This window comes from Delftia tsuruhatensis NBRC 16741, assembly GCF_001571325.1.
Classification (GTDB): Bacteria; Pseudomonadota; Gammaproteobacteria; order Burkholderiales; family Burkholderiaceae_C; genus Comamonas; species Comamonas tsuruhatensis.
Map to the genome: position 1 here is coordinate 44299 of NZ_BCTO01000033.1, position 16784 is coordinate 61082.

12 protein-coding genes and 1 pseudogene are annotated in these 16784 nt (G+C 68.4%); 6 read left to right on the forward strand and 7 right to left on the reverse strand.

Annotated features, from left to right (window positions below; translation table 11 throughout):
• Positions 1–1803 (reverse strand): NAD(P)/FAD-dependent oxidoreductase, encoded by a 1803-nt coding sequence (locus tag DTS01S_RS17160; RefSeq protein ID WP_017406502.1) that lies wholly within the window; start codon positions 1801–1803, stop codon positions 1–3.
• Positions 1804–2123: 320 nt separating this feature from the next.
• Between DTS01S_RS17160 and DTS01S_RS17165 the strand changes: the two are divergent.
• Positions 2124–4077 (forward strand): annotated as a pseudogene (locus DTS01S_RS17165) (sigma-54-dependent Fis family transcriptional regulator).
• Positions 4078–4189: 112 nt separating this feature from the next.
• On the opposite strand, the gene DTS01S_RS17170 reads toward DTS01S_RS17165, so the two are convergent.
• A complete protein-coding gene (locus tag DTS01S_RS17170; RefSeq protein ID WP_026062672.1) occupies positions 4190–4987 on the reverse strand; it encodes an SDR family NAD(P)-dependent oxidoreductase in 798 nt (265 codons plus the stop codon).
• Positions 4988–5105: 118 nt separating this feature from the next.
• Between DTS01S_RS17170 and DTS01S_RS17175 the strand changes: the two genes are divergently transcribed.
• A complete protein-coding gene (locus DTS01S_RS17175) occupies positions 5106–6005 on the forward strand; it encodes a LysR family transcriptional regulator (protein WP_016450162.1) in 900 nt (299 codons plus the stop codon).
• A 29-nt stretch (positions 6006–6034) separates the two neighbouring features.
• On the opposite strand, the gene DTS01S_RS17180 is transcribed toward DTS01S_RS17175, so the two are convergent.
• The 3 genes from DTS01S_RS17180 to DTS01S_RS17190 all read right to left on the reverse strand — a co-directional run bounded on the left by DTS01S_RS17180 (position 6035) and on the right by DTS01S_RS17190 (position 8847).
• Positions 6035–7027, reverse strand: a complete 993-nt coding sequence (locus DTS01S_RS17180) for a Bug family tripartite tricarboxylate transporter substrate binding protein (RefSeq protein WP_017406504.1) — start codon at positions 7025–7027, stop codon at positions 6035–6037.
• A 73-nt stretch (positions 7028–7100) separates the two neighbouring features.
• Positions 7101–7943, reverse strand: coding sequence for an alpha/beta fold hydrolase (locus tag DTS01S_RS17185; protein ID WP_254788027.1), 843 nt, complete (start codon positions 7941–7943; stop codon positions 7101–7103).
• A 115-nt stretch (positions 7944–8058) separates the two neighbouring features.
• Complete coding sequence (locus tag DTS01S_RS17190; protein WP_016453776.1) at positions 8059–8847, reverse strand: IclR family transcriptional regulator; 789 nt, start codon at positions 8845–8847, stop codon at positions 8059–8061.
• A gap of 274 nt (positions 8848–9121) precedes the next feature.
• Here DTS01S_RS17190 and DTS01S_RS17195 point away from each other — a divergent pair, with 274 nt between their 5' ends.
• From DTS01S_RS17195 to DTS01S_RS17210, 4 genes are all read left to right on the forward strand, one after another.
• A complete protein-coding gene (locus DTS01S_RS17195) occupies positions 9122–10099 on the forward strand; it encodes a tripartite tricarboxylate transporter substrate binding protein (RefSeq protein WP_016453777.1) in 978 nt (325 codons plus the stop codon).
• A 33-nt stretch (positions 10100–10132) separates the two neighbouring features.
• The gene (locus DTS01S_RS17200) at positions 10133–10924 is read left to right on the forward strand and encodes an enoyl-CoA hydratase/isomerase family protein (protein WP_017406507.1); all 792 of its coding nucleotides are present in this window, start codon (positions 10133–10135) and stop codon (positions 10922–10924) included.
• A 4-nt stretch (positions 10925–10928) separates the two neighbouring features.
• Positions 10929–13031, forward strand: a complete 2103-nt coding sequence (locus tag DTS01S_RS17205; protein ID WP_061288207.1) for an acetate--CoA ligase family protein — start codon at positions 10929–10931, stop codon at positions 13029–13031.
• A gap of 72 nt (positions 13032–13103) precedes the next feature.
• Complete coding sequence (locus DTS01S_RS17210; protein ID WP_061288209.1) at positions 13104–14441, forward strand: MmgE/PrpD family protein; 1338 nt, start codon at positions 13104–13106, stop codon at positions 14439–14441.
• 23 nt (positions 14442–14464) lie between these two features.
• Here the strand turns inward: DTS01S_RS17210 and ssuD are convergent, their stop codons facing one another.
• Both ssuD and DTS01S_RS17220 read right to left on the reverse strand, forming a co-directional pair.
• Positions 14465–15619, reverse strand: a complete 1155-nt coding sequence (gene ssuD / locus DTS01S_RS17215; protein ID WP_016453780.1) for an FMNH2-dependent alkanesulfonate monooxygenase — start codon at positions 15617–15619, stop codon at positions 14465–14467.
• Complete coding sequence (locus tag DTS01S_RS17220; protein ID WP_061288211.1) at positions 15616–16776, reverse strand: sigma 54-interacting transcriptional regulator; 1161 nt, start codon at positions 16774–16776, stop codon at positions 15616–15618. The genes ssuD and DTS01S_RS17220 overlap by 4 nt, the downstream gene beginning before the upstream one ends.
• Between the last annotated feature and the right edge of the window lie 8 nt (positions 16777–16784).

A 16784-nucleotide genomic window follows, 5' to 3' on the forward strand; every position in this document is an offset into this window, starting at 1 on the left:
TTACCGCAGGTGATGAACTTGCTGCAGGTCATAGACACGCACCGGCAGGCCTTCCTGCCGCGCCTTGAGCTGCAGCGCCAGGTACAGCGAGTAGTGGCGCGACTGGTGCAGGTTGCCGCCGTGGAACCACAGCGCCTCTTGCTGCGTGGGCTTCCACATGTTGCGCTGCTCGCCCTCCCACGGTCCCGGGTCCTTGGTGGTGTCCGAGCCCAGGCCCCAGACCTTGCCTACCTTGTCCGCCACCTCCTGGCTGATCAGGTCGGCCACCCAGCCGTTCATGGAGCCATAGCCGGTCGCGTAGACCACCAGGTCCGCCGGCAGCTCGGTGCCATCGGCCAGCACCACCGCGTTTTCCGACAGGTGGCTGATCTGCTTGCCCGCCTGCAGCTTGATGCTGCCGTCGATCACCAGATCGCAGGCCCCCACGTCGATGTAGTAGCCCGAGGCGCGGCGCAGGTACTTCATGAAAAGGCCCGAGTCGTCATCCCCGAAGTCCAGCATGAAGCCGGTCGCCTCCAGCTGGCGGTAGAACTGAGCGTCGCGCTCGCGGATGCGGTTGTACACCGGCACCTGGAAGTCGGCCATGATGCGGTAGGGCAGCGAGGCAAAGATCAGGTCCGCCTTCCTGGTCGTCACGCCGCTGGCCACGGCGCGCTCCGAGTACAGGTCGCCCAGGCCGATGTCCATCAGCGAATCGGAGCGCACGATATGCGTGGACGAGCGCTGCACCATGGTCACATCGGCGCCGTGCTCCCACAGGGCCGCGCAGATGTCGTGGGCGGAATTGTTGGCGCCGATCACCACCACCTTCTTGCCCGCGTAGGCGTCCGGGCCATGGTGCTGGGACGAGTGCTGCTGCTCGCCCTTGAAGATGTCCTGGCCCTTGATCTTGGGCACATTCGCCTTGCCCGACATGCCGGTGGCGAACACCACATGCCTGGGGCGCAGCACCTGCGTCTCGCCATTGCGCTCCACGGTGACTTCCCATTCCTGCCGGCCCTCATCGAAGCGGGCGTTCAGGCAGTTGGTGGACGGCCAGTAGTTGACCTCCATCACCTTGGTGTACATCTCCAGCCAGTCGCCGATCTTGTCCTTGGGCGCGAACACGGGCCAGTTGTCCGGGAAAGGCATGTACGGCAGGTGGTCGTACCAGACCGGGTCGTGCAGGCACAGCGATTTATAGCGGTTGCGCCACTGGTCGCCGGGGCGCGCCTGGCGGTCGATGACGATGTGCGATACCCCCAGCTGGCGCAGCCGCGCGCCCAGCGCAATGCCGCCCTGGCCGCCGCCGATGACGAGCACGAAAGGCTGCCTGTCGCGGCCCAGTTCCTGGGCCTCCTGCTGGCGGCGCTCCAGCCAGGTCTGGCGGCCACGCCGGATGCCGTGCTCGGCCCCCATCGGGCGGCGCGTGCCCATGGGTTCCTCATGGCCCTTGAGCTCCTGGGCGGCCGTCAGCAGCGTCCAGATGCGCCCGTCCCTGATGCGGACATGGCCGCCGCCGCGCGCATGGCGCGTGTCGATCACGATCCAGGCGGACACCACGCCATCGGCCTCCTCCACCGTCTCGCGCTCGTCCAGCGAAAAGCGCACGGGCGCAGCGGCGTCCAGCTGCGCAGCCAGCATGTCGGCGATCTGGCTGCGCCCTTCCATGGTCTTGATGTTCCAGGTCAGCAGCACCAGGTCGCGCCAGTAGCATTCGTCGGCGAACAGGCGGCTGGCGGCCGCGAAGTCGCGGTCTCCCAGGGCATGGTTGAGTTGGTCAAGCATCGCCTTGGCGCGGGCGTTGGGCGTCGTATCGGTCATGGTTGTCTCCTTGATGCGGTCATGCCCGCTGGTTTTTCTTCGGGCAGGCGCTCTTACGCAATCACCATGCCAGGCAGGCCCGGCGGCAGGATGCGCCAGGCAAATCAAGGGGTTGCCTGCGCGCCTCCGGTACAAACCCTGCGCCTTGCAACCCGCTGCCCGGCATTGCCGCCCGCGACAGGTGGGGCAGCCCTGCGACACCTGTCGCACCAGGCGTGCTGCAGCGCAGCAGGGGCAGTGGGTAAGTCTTGATTGGCGCTGCGCCGCACAGGGCACAGAATCGTCTGCGGCACGTTCAAAGCCCGCATCGACTCCACGCCATGCCCCTGCAGTCCTACGCCTCGCACATCCAGGAAATCGAAGCCTTCGGCCTGGGCTACTCCCACCGCGGGCAGGAGCGCGACCGCGCCGTGCTGCGCAGCTGGCGCCGCTGCATCGACTCCCACCGGCTCGACCCGGCGCATACCAGCGAAGCCCACATCGTCACCGAAGGCCAGCTGCGCGCGCACCGCGAGGAGTCCGAGCCGCTGATCCACATCGCCCGCCATGCGCTGGAGCGGCTGTACCAGCAGCTCAAGGGCCTGGACTACGTGCTGCTGCTGGCGGACCGGCATGGCGTGGCCGTGGACTTTCTGGGGCATGAGGCCGACAAGGGCGACCTGCGCCGCGCGGGCCTGTATCTGGGCGCGCAATGGCGCGAGGACCACTCGGGCACCTCGGCCGTGGGTGCCTGCCTTGAGACGGGCGAGGCGCTGACGGTGCACCAGAGCGACCATTTCGACTTCACCCACACCGGCCTGTCCTGCACGGCCGCGCCCATCTACGACATGCGCGGCGAACTCGCGGCGGTGCTGGACCTGTCGCTGCTGCGCTCACCTGCCGAGCGGGCCAGCCAGAACCTGGCGCTCAACCTCGTCATGGCCGCGGCGCGTGGAGCAGGCCAACCTGATGGCGCAGTCCGGCCAGGACTGGGTGGTGCGCCTGGCCCAGTCGCCCGATTTCCTCGACGTCGATCCCGACGCCTCCATCAGCGTCGATGCACGTGGCCGCATCCGCGCCATGACCCACGCGGGCGCGCGGCTGTTGGCAGCGGCCGCGCAACTGGACTGGCGCCAGCGCAAGAGCCTCATCGGCCAGCCGCTGGAGCGCTTCTTCGACGTGGACCTGCGCCACCTGTCCGAGCTGCGCCGCAATCGCCCGGCGCAGGAGCGCATCATCCGCGCCCGCGACGGCAGCATCCTCTTCGCCCATGCCATGGAGCCGCAGCGCCGGACACGCCGCCTGCAAGCGCAGGCAAGGCCGGCGCAGCCCCCGCTGCCTGCTGCGCTGCAGGCGCTGGACACGGGTGATGCCGCACTGCAGACGCTGCTGCGCAAGGCCGCGCGGCTCGCACCGCAAGAGCTGCCCGTGCTGGTGCAGGGAGAGACCGGCGCGGGCAAGGAATACCTGGCCCGCGCGCTGCATGCATCCAGCGGCCGCAGCGGCGCCTTCATTGCCATCAACTGCGCAGCCATTCCCGAGGCACTGCTGGAGAGCGAGCTGTTCGGCTACCTGCCCGGCACCTGGACCGGCGGCGCCAGCAAGGGCCGCGAAGGGCTGATTGCTGCGGCACACGAGGGCACGCTGTTCCTTGACGAGATCGGCGACATGCCCCTGGCCCTGCAGGCCAAGCTGCTGCGGGTGCTGTCCGAATCCGAAATCACCCCCTTGGGCGCGCGCGCGCCACGGGCGGTGGCGGTGCGCTTCATCTCGGCCTCGCACCAGCCGCTGGCCGAGCTGGTGCGGCGTGGCAGCTTCCGGGAAGACCTGCTGTACCGCCTCAACGCGGCCGAGCTTCGCCTGCCTGCGCTGCGCCAGCGCAGCGACCTGCAGACCATTGCCGACCAGATGCTGGCCACCCTGGGCAGCCACCTGCACCTGGGCGACGCAGCCCGCGCCGTGCTGGCCGCGCACGCCTGGCCCGGCAACCTGCGCGAGCTGCACAACGCGCTGCGCTACGCCGCAGCCCTGTGCGGCCACGATGGCGACGGCACCATCGAGCCCGACCACCTGCCTGACCACCTGCACGATGCGCTGCACCGCGCACCAGCGCGCACCGCCTTGGCTGGCAATGCCGGCGAGCCCGCCGCACAGGCGCTGGAACAGCTGCTTGCGCAATGCCAGGGCAATGTCTCCGAGGCGGCGCGCCAGCTCGGCGTCAGCCGCTCCACCATCCACCGGCGCATCCAGCAGCTGCAGCTGGGCGTGCGGCATGCCCATTGGCGCGGGACATAGCACGGCCTTCGCCCCAGGGCCCATGCGATGTCCATGGCGGCTGGCCGCGGCGATCGGCCCGTCGGTCGCAGCGCCAGGTCAGTCGCAGTGCAAGTCCAGTCGCAGTGCAATTTCAGTCGCAGCGTGCGGTCATGCCGCCGTCCACGACAAGCTCGGTTCCCGTCACGAAGCGGGCCTCGTCGCTGGCCAGGTACAGGGCGGCACTGGCGGTATCGCGGCCATCGCCCATGAAGCCCAGCGGGATGCGCCTGACCCGCGAGGCCAGCAGCGTCTCCACATCGCCGCCTGTGCGCTGCCTGGCCAGCCGCGCTTGCACCATGGGGGTGTGCAGCTGGCCCGGCACCACCGTGTTCACGCGAATGCCGTCAGGCGCATGCTGCACGGCCACCACGCGGGACAGGTGGATCACGCCGGCCTTGCTGGCCGCATAGGCGACCTGCGCGCTGCCGGTCCAGCGCAGGCCCGAGGTGGACGCCACGTTGACGATGGCGCCGCTGCCGCGTTCGACCATGTGCGGGAGCACATGCTTGCAGGTCAGAAAGACGCTCTTGAGGTTGATGTCGATCTGGCTGTCCCAGTCCTGCTCGCTCAGCTGAATGGGGCCGCCGGCTGCGGATCCGCCCACGTTGTTGATCAGGATGTCCGGGACGCCCCAAGCCTGCAGGCAGGCCTGGACCATGGCCCTGACGCTGGACGAGTCGGTGACATCGCAGATGCAGGTCGTGATGGACGCTGCCGCCTCGCCGGCCAGGGACAGCGTTTCGTCAAGCCGCGCCTGGTCACGGTCCACCGCCAGCACCTTCGCGCCTTCCTCCGCCAGGCGCACGGCCATGGCCCTGCCGTTGCCCCAGCCTGCTGCCACGCATCCGGCCCCCGTAACGATGGCTATCTTGGACTTGAACCTGCTCATTGGCTTTCCTCATGTGACACGGTGGAGCCGCTGTGGCAAGCGGCGATGCAGGCCAGTTTGCGATCGATGCCGGCAAAGTTAAACTGGATGACGCCTATACCAGCTATGTTGAATACCTATGGATCTGCGCCAACTGGAGTACTTCGTCGCCGTGGTGGAGCACGGCAGCATCAGCCGCGCGGCCGTGGCGCTGAATTTGGCGCAGCCGAGCGTGAGCCGCCAGATCGCACTGCTGGAAGAGGAGCTGGGGCAGCGGCTGCTGGACAGGACAGGGCGCGGCGTGGCAGCAACCGCGGCCGGGGAGACACTGCTGTCGCATGCACGCACGATGCTCAACTCGGCCAGCCAGGCGCTGTCCGATCTCAAGGAAATGCATGCCGAGCCCGTCGGCAGCGTGGTCGTGGGCCTGCCCCACCGGGTGGCGGCAAGCCTGGCCGTGCCGCTGATACGGGAGTTCCGGCGCCGGCTGCCGCATGCACTGCTTTCGGTGGTGGAGGGGCTGAGCCTGTCCTTGCGTGAGGGAATGATTGCGGGCCGCATCGACCTGGGTCTGATGTTCGACCCTGCTCCGACGCCCCTGCTGTCCTACGAACCCCTGATGCGCGAGTCCATGCTGCTGGTGGCTCCCAAGGGCTACCGGTTGCCGTCGCGCATCGGCCTTTCGGCCCTGGCGGACTTTCCGCTGGTGCTGCCGGGCACCCATAACCCGATACGCAGCCTCGTGGACGCCGTCCTGCTGCCGCGCAAGATCCGGCTGAACGTGGTGGCCGAGGTGGGGGCCGTGCACACGGCGCTGTCCGTGGTGGAGGAGGGACTGGCTTGCTCCATTCTTCCGGACAGTGCGTTGAATCTGGCCGGTGCCCGCACTGGAATCCAGTCTGCGCCCATCGGCCCGCCGGCCATACGCAACCAGCTCGTGCTGGCCATGCCCAGGGCGCGTCCCGCGAACCGGCTGATCGCGGAAACCGCCAAGTTGCTGCGCGAGCTTGACTTTCGCAAGGGCGCCCGCGCCGTGTAGGGCATGCCTCCCGGATCGGAAGCGGCAGGTCAGTCGATGCGGATGCCCGCTTCCCTGACGGCCTTGCCGATCTTGTTCAGGTCGTCAGCGATCAATTTCCGGAACTGCGCAGGACTGGACTTCGCGGGGACAAAGGACAGTTCGGCGAACCTGGATTTCAGCGACGGCGCCTCCACGGCCTTTGAAATTTCGGTGTTCAACCTGTGGGTGATGTCTGCGGGCAGGCCGGCCGGGCCCCAGATTCCGTACCAGGACAGGAGCTCGAACCCGGCAATGGTGCCCTCCGCCAGCGTCGGCACATCGGGCAGCGACGGGACGCGGGTCTTGCTGGTGACAGCAAGGGGCCGCAGACGGCCGGCCTGCACGAAGGGCATGACACCCGGCATGGGCGAGATGGCCGCGGAGACATGGCCGCCGATCACGTCCGTCAATTGGGGAACGGCACCCTTGTAGGCGACGATGTCCATCTGCAGGCCAAGGGCCCGGTTCAGCATCTCTTCGCTCAGGTGGCTGGTGGTACCCAGGCCGGAAGTCGCCCAGGTGTACTTGCCTGGATGGGCCCTGGCCAGTTGCACGAACTCTGCCACGGTCCTGACGGGCAACTCGTTGGTGACCGCCACGATCAGCGGCACGTACCCGATTTGCCCCACGGGCGTGAAGTCACGCTCGGCGTCATAGGTTTTCTTGGAACTGACCAGCGGCAGGTAGGCATGGCTGGAGGCATTGAAGATGAGCGTGTATCCGTCAGGCTTGGCCTTCTTGACCTGCAGGGTTCCCAACAGGCCGGAAGCCCCCGGAACGTTCTCGATCACGATGGCCTGGCCCAGCTGCCTTTGCAGTTGGTCGGCCACCAGGCGGCCCACGGTGTCGATCGAGCCACCCGGCGTGTACGGAATCACCATGCGGATCGGCTTGCCCGGATAGTCTTGCGCGCCCACCAGGGTGCAGGTGGCCCAGGCAGCACAGGTCATGGCGATCTTCCAGGTTTTCCTGATGGCGGCTGCGGGCGTGTGGATGGTCATCGTTGTCTCCTGAGCACTGTTTCTGTCCGGCGCATCCCCGAAGGGGCCGGGTGTCTTGCGGGCAAGGGCTGGCCTAGGCGGCGTACACGCGGCGCGTGAATGCCGCAATGGCGTCTGCCATGGCAAGGGGCTGCTCGGGCGCCAGGGCGTGGCCCGCGTCGGCAATCACCTGTTCCGTCACCCGCTCGCCCAGGCAGGACTTCATCACATGGGGGATCACGACCGCGTCATGCTCGGCCCGAAGATCCAGTATGGGAACGGTCGTTCCTGCGCTGAAGTAGTCATCGATGGGCGTGACGCGCCGTGCATGGCCTTGCGCTTCATGGGCCTGGGCGTTCCACCCGTCCAGCCAGGCGCTGGGGTCATGTCCCGGGGCAAAGAAGGCGCGGCGCAGGCAGTCCAGGCGCTGCTCCCTGGACAGCCGTGCATCGCCCGCGCCGTCGATTGCGTCCCGCAGGCGGCCATACGGCATTTCGTCCGATCCCGGCGGCAGCTTGCCTGCCGAGGCGGCGGCCATGACGACGCCGCGCACCAGGTCCGGCCTGTCGGCCGCCAGCATGCGCGCCGGCTGGCTGCCCCAGGCATGACCCACGACCACGACAGGGCCGGTGGCTTCGTGGTCGATGACGGCGGCGACGTCGGCTGCGAAGTCATGCAGCGTCAGCCCCTGCATGGGGCCACGGCTTTGGCCTATGCCCCGAGGCTCGGGGCGCAGTACCCGCAGCCCTTGCGCCTGCAGATGGCGGGCAACGACGTCGTAGTCCCGGCCGGAACGGGCCAGCGATGGCAGCATGCAGACGACCGGCCCTGCGCCCTGGTCCGCATACTCGATTTGTATCTCGTCCTTCGCAGCCTGCGGGCGGTAGCGCACGAGCCGGCGAGTGACGCCGGTTGTCTCCAGATGGGTGTTTGTCATGCCGCCAGTCTGGGTTGCGGGCGCCATTGCGATAAGGCAATGCAGCCTATATCAGCTATGTTTTTTCCCTATGCAAAGCGGGCCGCCCGCAGGTGCGCGGAACGGCGGCCAAACCTCACCGTTTCTCCAGCAGGCTCTGAATCTGGCGGCCCAGCTGCAGCAACGCCGGGTGCAGCTCCTGCACGATGGCTGGCACAGGCTCCGTCGTGGACACGCTGCAGTTCAGGACATAGATGGCATCGGGTGTCACCAGCGGCGTGGCCAGTGCAACCACTTCCGGCTGCCACGATGCAGCGCAGAAGCCTTGGCTTTTCACGGACCTGATGGCCGCCTGGATCTGTTTTTCCAGGTCGCGCCATTGGGCGCCTCTCTTGAGCCTGAAGCTGTCGAACAGTGCCTTGCGCCTGGCAGGCGGCGCCACGGCAAGGTAGGCACGGCCCAGCGACGTCAGCTCCATGGGCACGCGCTGACCCGACACCACATGCCTGAGCACAATCCGGCGGTTGTAGCGGATCGATTCCAGATAGACCATCTCGTCCCTGTCGGGACAGGCCAGGCCCACGTTGATCCTGCGTGTCTCGGCGAGGGTGCGCATCAGGGGGGCCGCCATCGAAAGCACCGTCGATCCGGTACGCATGGCGTGCGCCAGGCTCAGGACAGCGGGAGCCAGGCGAAAGGCGCGGCTTTGGTGATCGGCCTGCAGCATGCCGCAGCCCACCAGGGTCTGCGTCAGCCGGCTCACGGTGGCCTTGGACAGTCCGGTGCGTTCCACCAGGTCGCCGTTGCCCAGCAGTTCCGACCCGGGCCTGAACGCACGGAGTATTTCGATGCCTCTTTCCAAGGAGCGGTTGCTCGGGGACTGACCGGGCTTGTCATGGAGTATGGGGGATCGCCTGTGGGTCATGTTGCTGCCGCCTGCGGGAGGACCGGTTCATCCTCGGTTGAAAGCCTGGTTCTTGCTGCACAGGCGCGGGCGCCTGATGGCGTGGAGTATTCCACCGAAAGGATGGCAGATGAAAACGCAAGTCCTGGCGCGCTCGCTGTGCGGTTTCACTGGTTGGAACATGGGGGGTCACAACTGCGGCGCGTTTCCCTAAGCTTTCACCAATCCGTCGCCAGCGTCATCGCAACGCTTGCGCATGGACCGGACCTCTGCCCATAGAACCAGGAGACACACCATGCTTCGTTTCGCCGCCCGCCGTTGCGCCAGGGCCATTGCGCTCATTGCCGTGCTCGCGACTGCCTGCAACGCAGTCTTTGCAGCCTTCCCGGAAAAGCCCGTGCGCCTCGTCGTGCCCTTCGCGCCCGGTGGCGGAACCGACCTGATCGCACGCACGCTGGGTGCCGAGATGGCCAAGGACCTGGGCCAGCCCGTCATCGTGGACAACAAGCCCGGTGCCGGCACGATCATCGGCACCGACAACGTTGCCAAGAGCGCGCCGGACGGCTACTCCGTGGTCGTGGCTTCCTTCGCGCACGCCGTCAATCCGGCGCTGCAGGCCAAGCTGCCGTACGGGAGCAACAAGGCCTTCGCGCCGGTGATCCTGATCGGCCGCGGCCCCAACGTGCTGGTGGTGCCCGCCGCCAGCCCGTACAAGACGGTGGCGGACGTGATGGCCGCCGCCAAGGCCAGTCCCGACAAGCTGACCTATGCCTCGCAGGGCGCAGGAACGTCGGCGCATCTGGCGGGTGAGCTGTTTGCCAACCTGGCCAAGGTCAGGATCACCCATGTGCCCTACCGTGGCGCAGGCCCGGCACTCACCGATCTGATGGGTGGCCAGGTGGACATGATGTTTGCCACCGCGGCGGCGGTATCCACCTTCATCGACAACGGCAAGCTGCGCGTGCTGGGTGTGACCACGGCCGAGCCGTCTGCCGCCTTCAAGGATGCGCCGCCCATCGCCGTCACCGTCCCGGGCTACCGCGTCGAGAGCTGGTACGGCCTGTACGTGCCGGCCGCCACGCCCGCTGCCGTGATCGAGCGCCTGAACACTGCGGCCCGCAAGGCGGCCCGTTCGCCGGACTTTGTTCGCAAGCTGGAACACGAAGGCCTGGTGGTCAATGCCGGGCCGGCGGCGGAACTGGACACCTATGTGCAGGCCGAGGAAAAGCGCTGGGCCCAGATCGTCAGGCAAAACAACATCCATCCCGATTGATCGCATTGCCCGCGATCACCTTGATAGCACGCCATGAACTACGAACTGATCCAACTGAATGTCGCCGATGCGGTGGCGACCGTGACCCTGAACCGCCCCGACAAGCGCAACGCCATGAGCGATGACATGCGCACCGAGTTCATCGATGCCCTGGAGCGCGTGGCGGCGGACAAGGCCATCAAGGCCCTGGTGCTGACAGGCGCGGGCAAGGGCTTTTGCGCAGGCGGGGACATTGCCGGAATGCAAAGGCGCATGAACGCGCCTGCGGGCGAGGTGGGCTTCAACGGCTGGCAGCGCCAGCAGCGCGTGCACCACGTCCAGGCCCTGTTGCACACCATGCCCAAGCCCGTGATCGCCGCCGTCAACGGCGCAGCGTCGGGCCTGGGCGCGGACACGGCGCTGGCCTGTGATTTCGTCATTGCCAGCGAGTGGGCCAGCTTCGCCTGGAGCTATGTGCTGCGCGGCATCATCCCCGACGGCGGCGGCATGTACTTCCTGCCGCGCCGCGTGGGCCTGGCCAAGGCCAAGGAGCTGATCTTCACGGGCCGCCAGGTCAAGCTGCCGGAAGCCCTGGCCCTGGGCATCGTGGACCGCCAGGCCAGCGCCGAGACCTTGGTGGCAGACGCCCAGGCCTGGGCGCGCGAGCTGTCCTCGGCTTCTTCCACCGCGCTGGCGTTGACCAAGACCATCCTGAACCAGAGCTTCGAGCTGTCTTCGCACGATGTCTTCGCACAGGGAAGCCAGGCCCAGGGCATCTGCTACACCAGCAGTGAACACCGCGCATCGGTGGAGGCCTTCCTGGCCAAGACGGCCGCCAAGGAGTGATGCCATGAGCCAAGCCATTGCCAAGCTGCTGTCGCCGCGCAGTGTCGCCGTCATAGGCGCCTCTGCCGACCTGAAAAAGACCACGGGCCGCCCGGTGGCCTACCTGCAAAAGCACGGGTTTGCCGGCCGCATTCTTCCCGTCAATCCGCGCGTGGAGCGCATCGGCGATCTGGCCTGCTATCCCGATGTGGCCTCGTTGCCTGAAGTGCCCGATGTGGCCGTGGTGCTGCTGGGCGCCGAGCGTGCGCACCAGGCCGTCAGGGAACTGTCGGCGCTGGGCTGCGCGGCAGCCATCGTGCTGGCCAGCGGCTATACGGAAACGGGCGAGGACGGGGCGCACCGCCAGCGGCAGCTGATCGAGGCGGCGGGCAGCATGCGCCTGCTGGGGCCCAACACCATCGGGCTGGTCAACCTGACCGACCGGATCGTGCTGTCGCCTTCTGGGGCGCTGGAGATGGATGAGTTCCCCGCGGGCGGCATTGGCGTCGTCTCGCAAAGCGGCGGCATCCTGGGCTCGCTGCTGTCGCGCGCCGCCGCGCGTGGCATCGGGCTGTCCAAGCTCATTTCCACCAGCAATGAAGTGGATCTGGAACTGGCCGACTTCATAGACCACCTGGCCGATGACCCGGCCACCAAGGTGATCGCGCTGTATGTGGAGACGGTGCGCCATCCCGCCAGGTTCCGTGCCGCCTGCCTGAAGGCCGCGCGTGCCGGCAAGCCCGTGGTGGCCTTCAAGATCGGCCGCTCCGAGGCCGGCGCCAAGGCCGCCGTATCGCACACGGGCGCCATGGCCGGGGCGGATCGCATGTACGACGCGCTGTTCCGCCAGGTCGGCGTGATCCGTGCGCACAGCTTTGCCGACCTGCTGGACGTGCCCGCTGCGCTGGCCACGGGCCGCAGGCTGCGCGGCAGGCGCATCGCCATCCTGACTTCCACCGGCGGTGCGGGCACCCTGGTGTCGGACGATCTGGGCGTGGCCGGCTTCGACACGCCTGCGCCGGACGAGGCAACGGCCGATGCGCTGCGCGCGCTGCAGACCGGCAGCGAAGCCGTGCTGGACCGCAACCCCATCGACGTGACCCTGGCGGGCCTGCGTCCCGACCTGCTGCGCGGCGCCCTCAATGCCCTGCTGGCAAGCCCCAGCTACGACGCGCTGGTCATCATCGTCGGCTCCTCCAGCCTGGCCATGCCCGAGCTGCTGGCCGGTGCCATCCAGGACTGCCTGCCCCATTCCGACAAGCCGGTGCTGGCCTACGTCAGCCCGCATGCGCCGGAAATCGGCGCGCTGCTCACGCAACGCGGCGTGCCGGCCTTCGCTGCGGCGGAAAGCTGCACGGCCGCGCTGGCGGGCATGCTGCGAGTCAACGGCTTCCAGGGTGCGCCTTCCGAGCTGGTCGTCGGCAAGCACACCCTGCAGGAACCGGACCTGCCCGTCGGCTGCCTCGATGAAGCGCAGGCCAAGTCCGTTTTCCGCCGCTTCGGCGTGCCGTGCGCGGCCGAGCGCGTGGTGCATACCGCCGAAGAGGCCGAAGCCGCCGCGCGCGAACTGGGCGGCCGGGTGGTGCTCAAGATCCTTTCGTCCCGGATCACGCACAAGAGCGATGTGGGCGGTGTCGCCGTCGGCCTGACGACGCAGACCATAGGTGCCCGGTTGGGTGCGATGGTGGCCGACGTGCAGGCCAGGGCGGGCGTGCGCCCGGACCGGTTCCTGGTGCAGCAGATGGTGGCCGGCGGCACCGAGCTGATCCTGGGCCTGCACAAGGATGCGCTGGGCACCGCCGTGATGCTGGGCATGGGGGGCGTTGCGGCCGAATTGTTCCAGGACACCACGCTGCGCCTGCTGCCCGACGATGGGACACAACTGGGTGTGCTGAGCCGCTCAGAAGCGCTGGACATGGCCAGGGAGCTCAAGACCTGGCCTCTGCTGGACGGATTTCGCGGCCGCCCCAAGGCGGATGTCGATGCCCTGGCCGATGCCATCGTCGCGTTCTCTGCGATGGCCGCCCAACTGGGCGACCGCGTGATCGAGGCGGAGATCAACCCGGTGTTCGTGCTGCCGCAGGGCCAGGGCGTGTGCGCTGCGGATGGTGTGCTGGTTCTGGCTTGAGGGGCCGGCCACTGCACATTTGTGCCAAAAAAGTGAGACTGCCCCGGCCAGTGTTCATCCAGGAGACCACGCATGCATGCGACCGAAGTGTTCGGACAATTTGCCTCTCGATACCAACGCACCGAGCTTCCCGACACCGTCATCCACCACGCCAAGCGGGCCGTGATCGACTGGTATGCCTCCCTGTTCCCGGGCCTGGGCTGCGCGCCTCTTGCACAGTTGGAACAGGTGCTTGCCGAGGATCTGGACCGCGGGTCCTGCCGGCTTGGAAACGGCCGCATGGCCACGGCGCGGGCGGCGGCACTGTTCAACGGCTCGGCGGCCCATGCCGCCGAGGTGGACGACAGCTTCCGCGATGCCATGTACCACCCCGGGGCCGCAACCATTGCAGCGGCGTTGGCGGCAAGCCAGCAGGCAGGGGCCAGTGGCCTGGAATTCCTGCGTGCCGTGGTGCTGGGCTATGAGGTCTCCACCCGCATCGGCGTGACCCTGGGCCGGGCCCACTACCGCTTCTGGCACAACACCGGCACCGTGGGCGTCTTCGGGGCTGCGGCGGCCGCAGGGTATGCGCTGCGGCTGGATGCAGGGCCATTCGCCCATGCACTGGCCACGGCGGCCACCTTCTCTGCGGGTCTGCAGCAGGCATTCCGCATGGATTCGATGTCCAAGCCCCTGCATGCCGGGCGCGCAGCGGAGGCCGGCCTGCTGGCTGCGCAACTCGCGCACAGGGGGGTGACGGGATCGCTGGATGTGCTGGAGGGGGAGTCGGGCCTGGGCCGCGCTGTCAGCGACGGACCCGACTGGTCAGGCATCGGGGACACGCTGGGCAGGGACTTCCACATCACCCGGCTCACCTTCAAGAACCATGTCGGCTGCGGCCATACCTTTGCGGCCATCGACGCCGCGCTGGCTCTGCGCAGCCAGCATGCCCTGCGGGCGGACGACATCTGCAGCGTGGCCGTGGCCACCTATGGCCCGGCCCTGGATATCGCCTGCTACACCGATCCCGTGACCGAAAACGAAGCGCGCTTCAGTCTCCGGTTCGTGGTGGCGACGGCCTTGGTCCATGGCAGCGTGCGAATGTCCGCTTACACCCCCGAGCGCCTGGCCGATCCCGCCGTGCGCGCGATGCTCGAGCGCGTCCAGGTCTCGGTGGACCCGCAAATCGATAGGGCCTTCCCGGGAAAGAGATCGGCGCGCCTGGAAATCGTTGCCAGGGATGGACGCCGCCATGTCTGGTTGCAGCCCGATCGCAAGGGCGATCCCGAACTGCCGTTGTCGGATGGGGAGCTGGAGGACAAGTTCATGGAGCTTGCCGCTCCCGTCGCCGGCGCGGGACGTGCCCGGCAGCTGCTGTCAAACATCTGGGGGCTTGAGCTGGCGAGCTGCCTGCGGGGTCTTGCGGTCTGACAAGGCGCAAGCCCGGGGGCGGCTCACGATGCAGACTGCCGGCGCTGGATGCTGCGGATGTCGAAGGCGCCGCCGGTCTGGGCCTGGTCGCTGGTGGTGACGGCCCGCTTGCCGAGCAGGGGGAAGACCAGCTCGGCAAAGCGGATGGACTCCTCCAGGTGCGGGTAGCCCGAGAGCACGAAGCTGTCCGCACCCAGCGCGGCGTATTCGCGCAGGCGCTCGGCCACGGTGGCGGCATCGCCGACCAGGGCCGTGCCCGCGCCGCCGCGCACCAGGCCCACGCCGGCCCAGAGGTTGGGCGCCACCTCCAGCCGGTCGCGCCGCCCGCCGTGCAGCGCGGCCATGCGCGACTGGCCCACGGAGTCCATGCGCGCATAGCCGGCCTGGGCGCGGGCGATGTCCTCGTCGGTGAGCTTGCTGATCAGGCGCTCGGCATCGGCCCAGGCCTCCTCGTTGGTCTCGCGCACGATGACGTGCAGCCGCACGCCCAGGCGGACCTGGCGGCCCTGCTGCGCGGCGCGGCGGCGGATGTCGGCGAACTTTTCGGCCACGGCGGCGGGGGGCTCGCCCCAGGTGAGGTAGGCGTCCACCTGGCGCGCGGCCAGGTCGTGGGCAGCGTCCGAGGAGCCGCCGAAGTACAGCGGCGGATGCGGCTTTTGCACCGGGGGAAAGAAGTTGCGGCCCTGCTTGACCTTGAAGTATTTGCCGTCGAAATCCACGGCCTCGCCGGCCAGCAGGCGGCGCCAGATGGTCAGGAATTCATCGGCGTAGGCATAGCGTTCGTCGTGGGCCAGGAAGATGCCGTCGGCCTCCAGCTCGGTGGCATCGCCCCCGGGCACCACGTTGAGCAGCAGGCGCCCGCCAAGGGCCTGGTCCAGCGTGGCGGCCTGGCGCGCGCTGGACACGGGCGCGCCCAGCGAGGTGCGCAGGGCCACCAGCAGCTTGATGCGCTGCGTGACGGGCACCAGGCTGGAGGCGACCACCCAGGGGTCCAGGCAGGAGCTGCCGGTGGGGATCAGCAGGCCGTCGTAGCCCAGCTCCTCGGCCGTGACGGCGATCTGGCGCATGTAGGCGTTGGTGGGTGCGCGGCCGAAGTCGGAGGTGCCGAGGTAGCGCGTGTCGCCCGAGGTGGGCAGGAACCAGAAGATGTCTGGCGATGCGTGGGGGTCTTGGCTCATGGGATCTCCGGGGACGATGGAAAAGACGGTGGCGCGGCCTCGCCCGGCACCTGGCCCAGGCGCTGCAGCCGCGCGCGCACCACGCTGCGGCTGATGCCCAGCTGGCGCGCGGTCTGCACCTGGTTGCCGCGGTTGCGCTGCCAGGCCTTGAGCAGCAGGGCGCCCAGCACGTGCTGCTCCAGGCCTTCGGCATGCACGTCGCACAGGCTGTCCAGCGCTTCGCCCAGGGCCAGTTCGGCGGCGGCGGCCTGGGCGCCGTGTTCGGCCTCGCGTGTGGGGACGGGATCGGGCTCGCCCTGGCTGCTGGCGATGTGCAGGTCGCCCGCGCCGATGTGCATGCCCTGGGTCAGCAGCAGGCTGCGGTGGATGACGTTCTCCAGCTCGCGGCTGTTGCCGGGCCAGTCGTGCTCCAGCAGCTTGCGCTGCGCGTCCTGGCTCAGTGCCATGGGCGCGTAGCGCATGCGCTGGCAGTAGCTCGCGATGAAGTGGCGCGCCAGCGGCAGGATGTCGGCCGGGCGCTGGCGCAGCGGCAGCACGGTGAGGGTGACGACATCGAGCAGGTAGTACAGGTCTTCGCGAAAGCGCCGCGCCGCCACCTTGGTGTGCAGCGGCGCGCTGCTGGCCGCTAGCACGCGCACATCGGCCGGCGTGCGCTGGCTGGCACCGATGCGGGTGACCGCCTTGTCCTGCAGCACGCGCACCAGCTTGCTCTGGACGTGCAGGGGCAGGTCGTCGATCTCGTCCAGCAGCAGGGTGCCGCCGTGGGCGTCCTCGAAGCGGCCGGGCAGGTTGCCGAAGGCACCCGTCAGCGCACCGCTTTCGTGGCCGAAGAGCTCGGCGTTGATCAGGGCCTCGGACAGCGCGCCGCAGTTGACGGCGACAAAGGGGCCGTGGCGGCGCGGGCTCAGGCGGTGGATGTGGCGGGCCACCATTTCCTTGTCGGCGCCGCTGTCGCCCAGGATGAGGACGCCGGCCTCGCTGGCGGCCACCTGTCCCATGGTCTTGAGCAGGGCCTGCGAGGCCGGGTCTTGCAGTATCCACGGCGCGGGCGCGGCGCCGTCATCGTGCGCGGCAGAGGCTGCGGGCGCGGGCGCAGGTACGGGCGCAGGTGTTGCCGAGGACTTGCCGGGCGGCCAGGTGGGCAGACGGGTGTTCATGGCGCGGC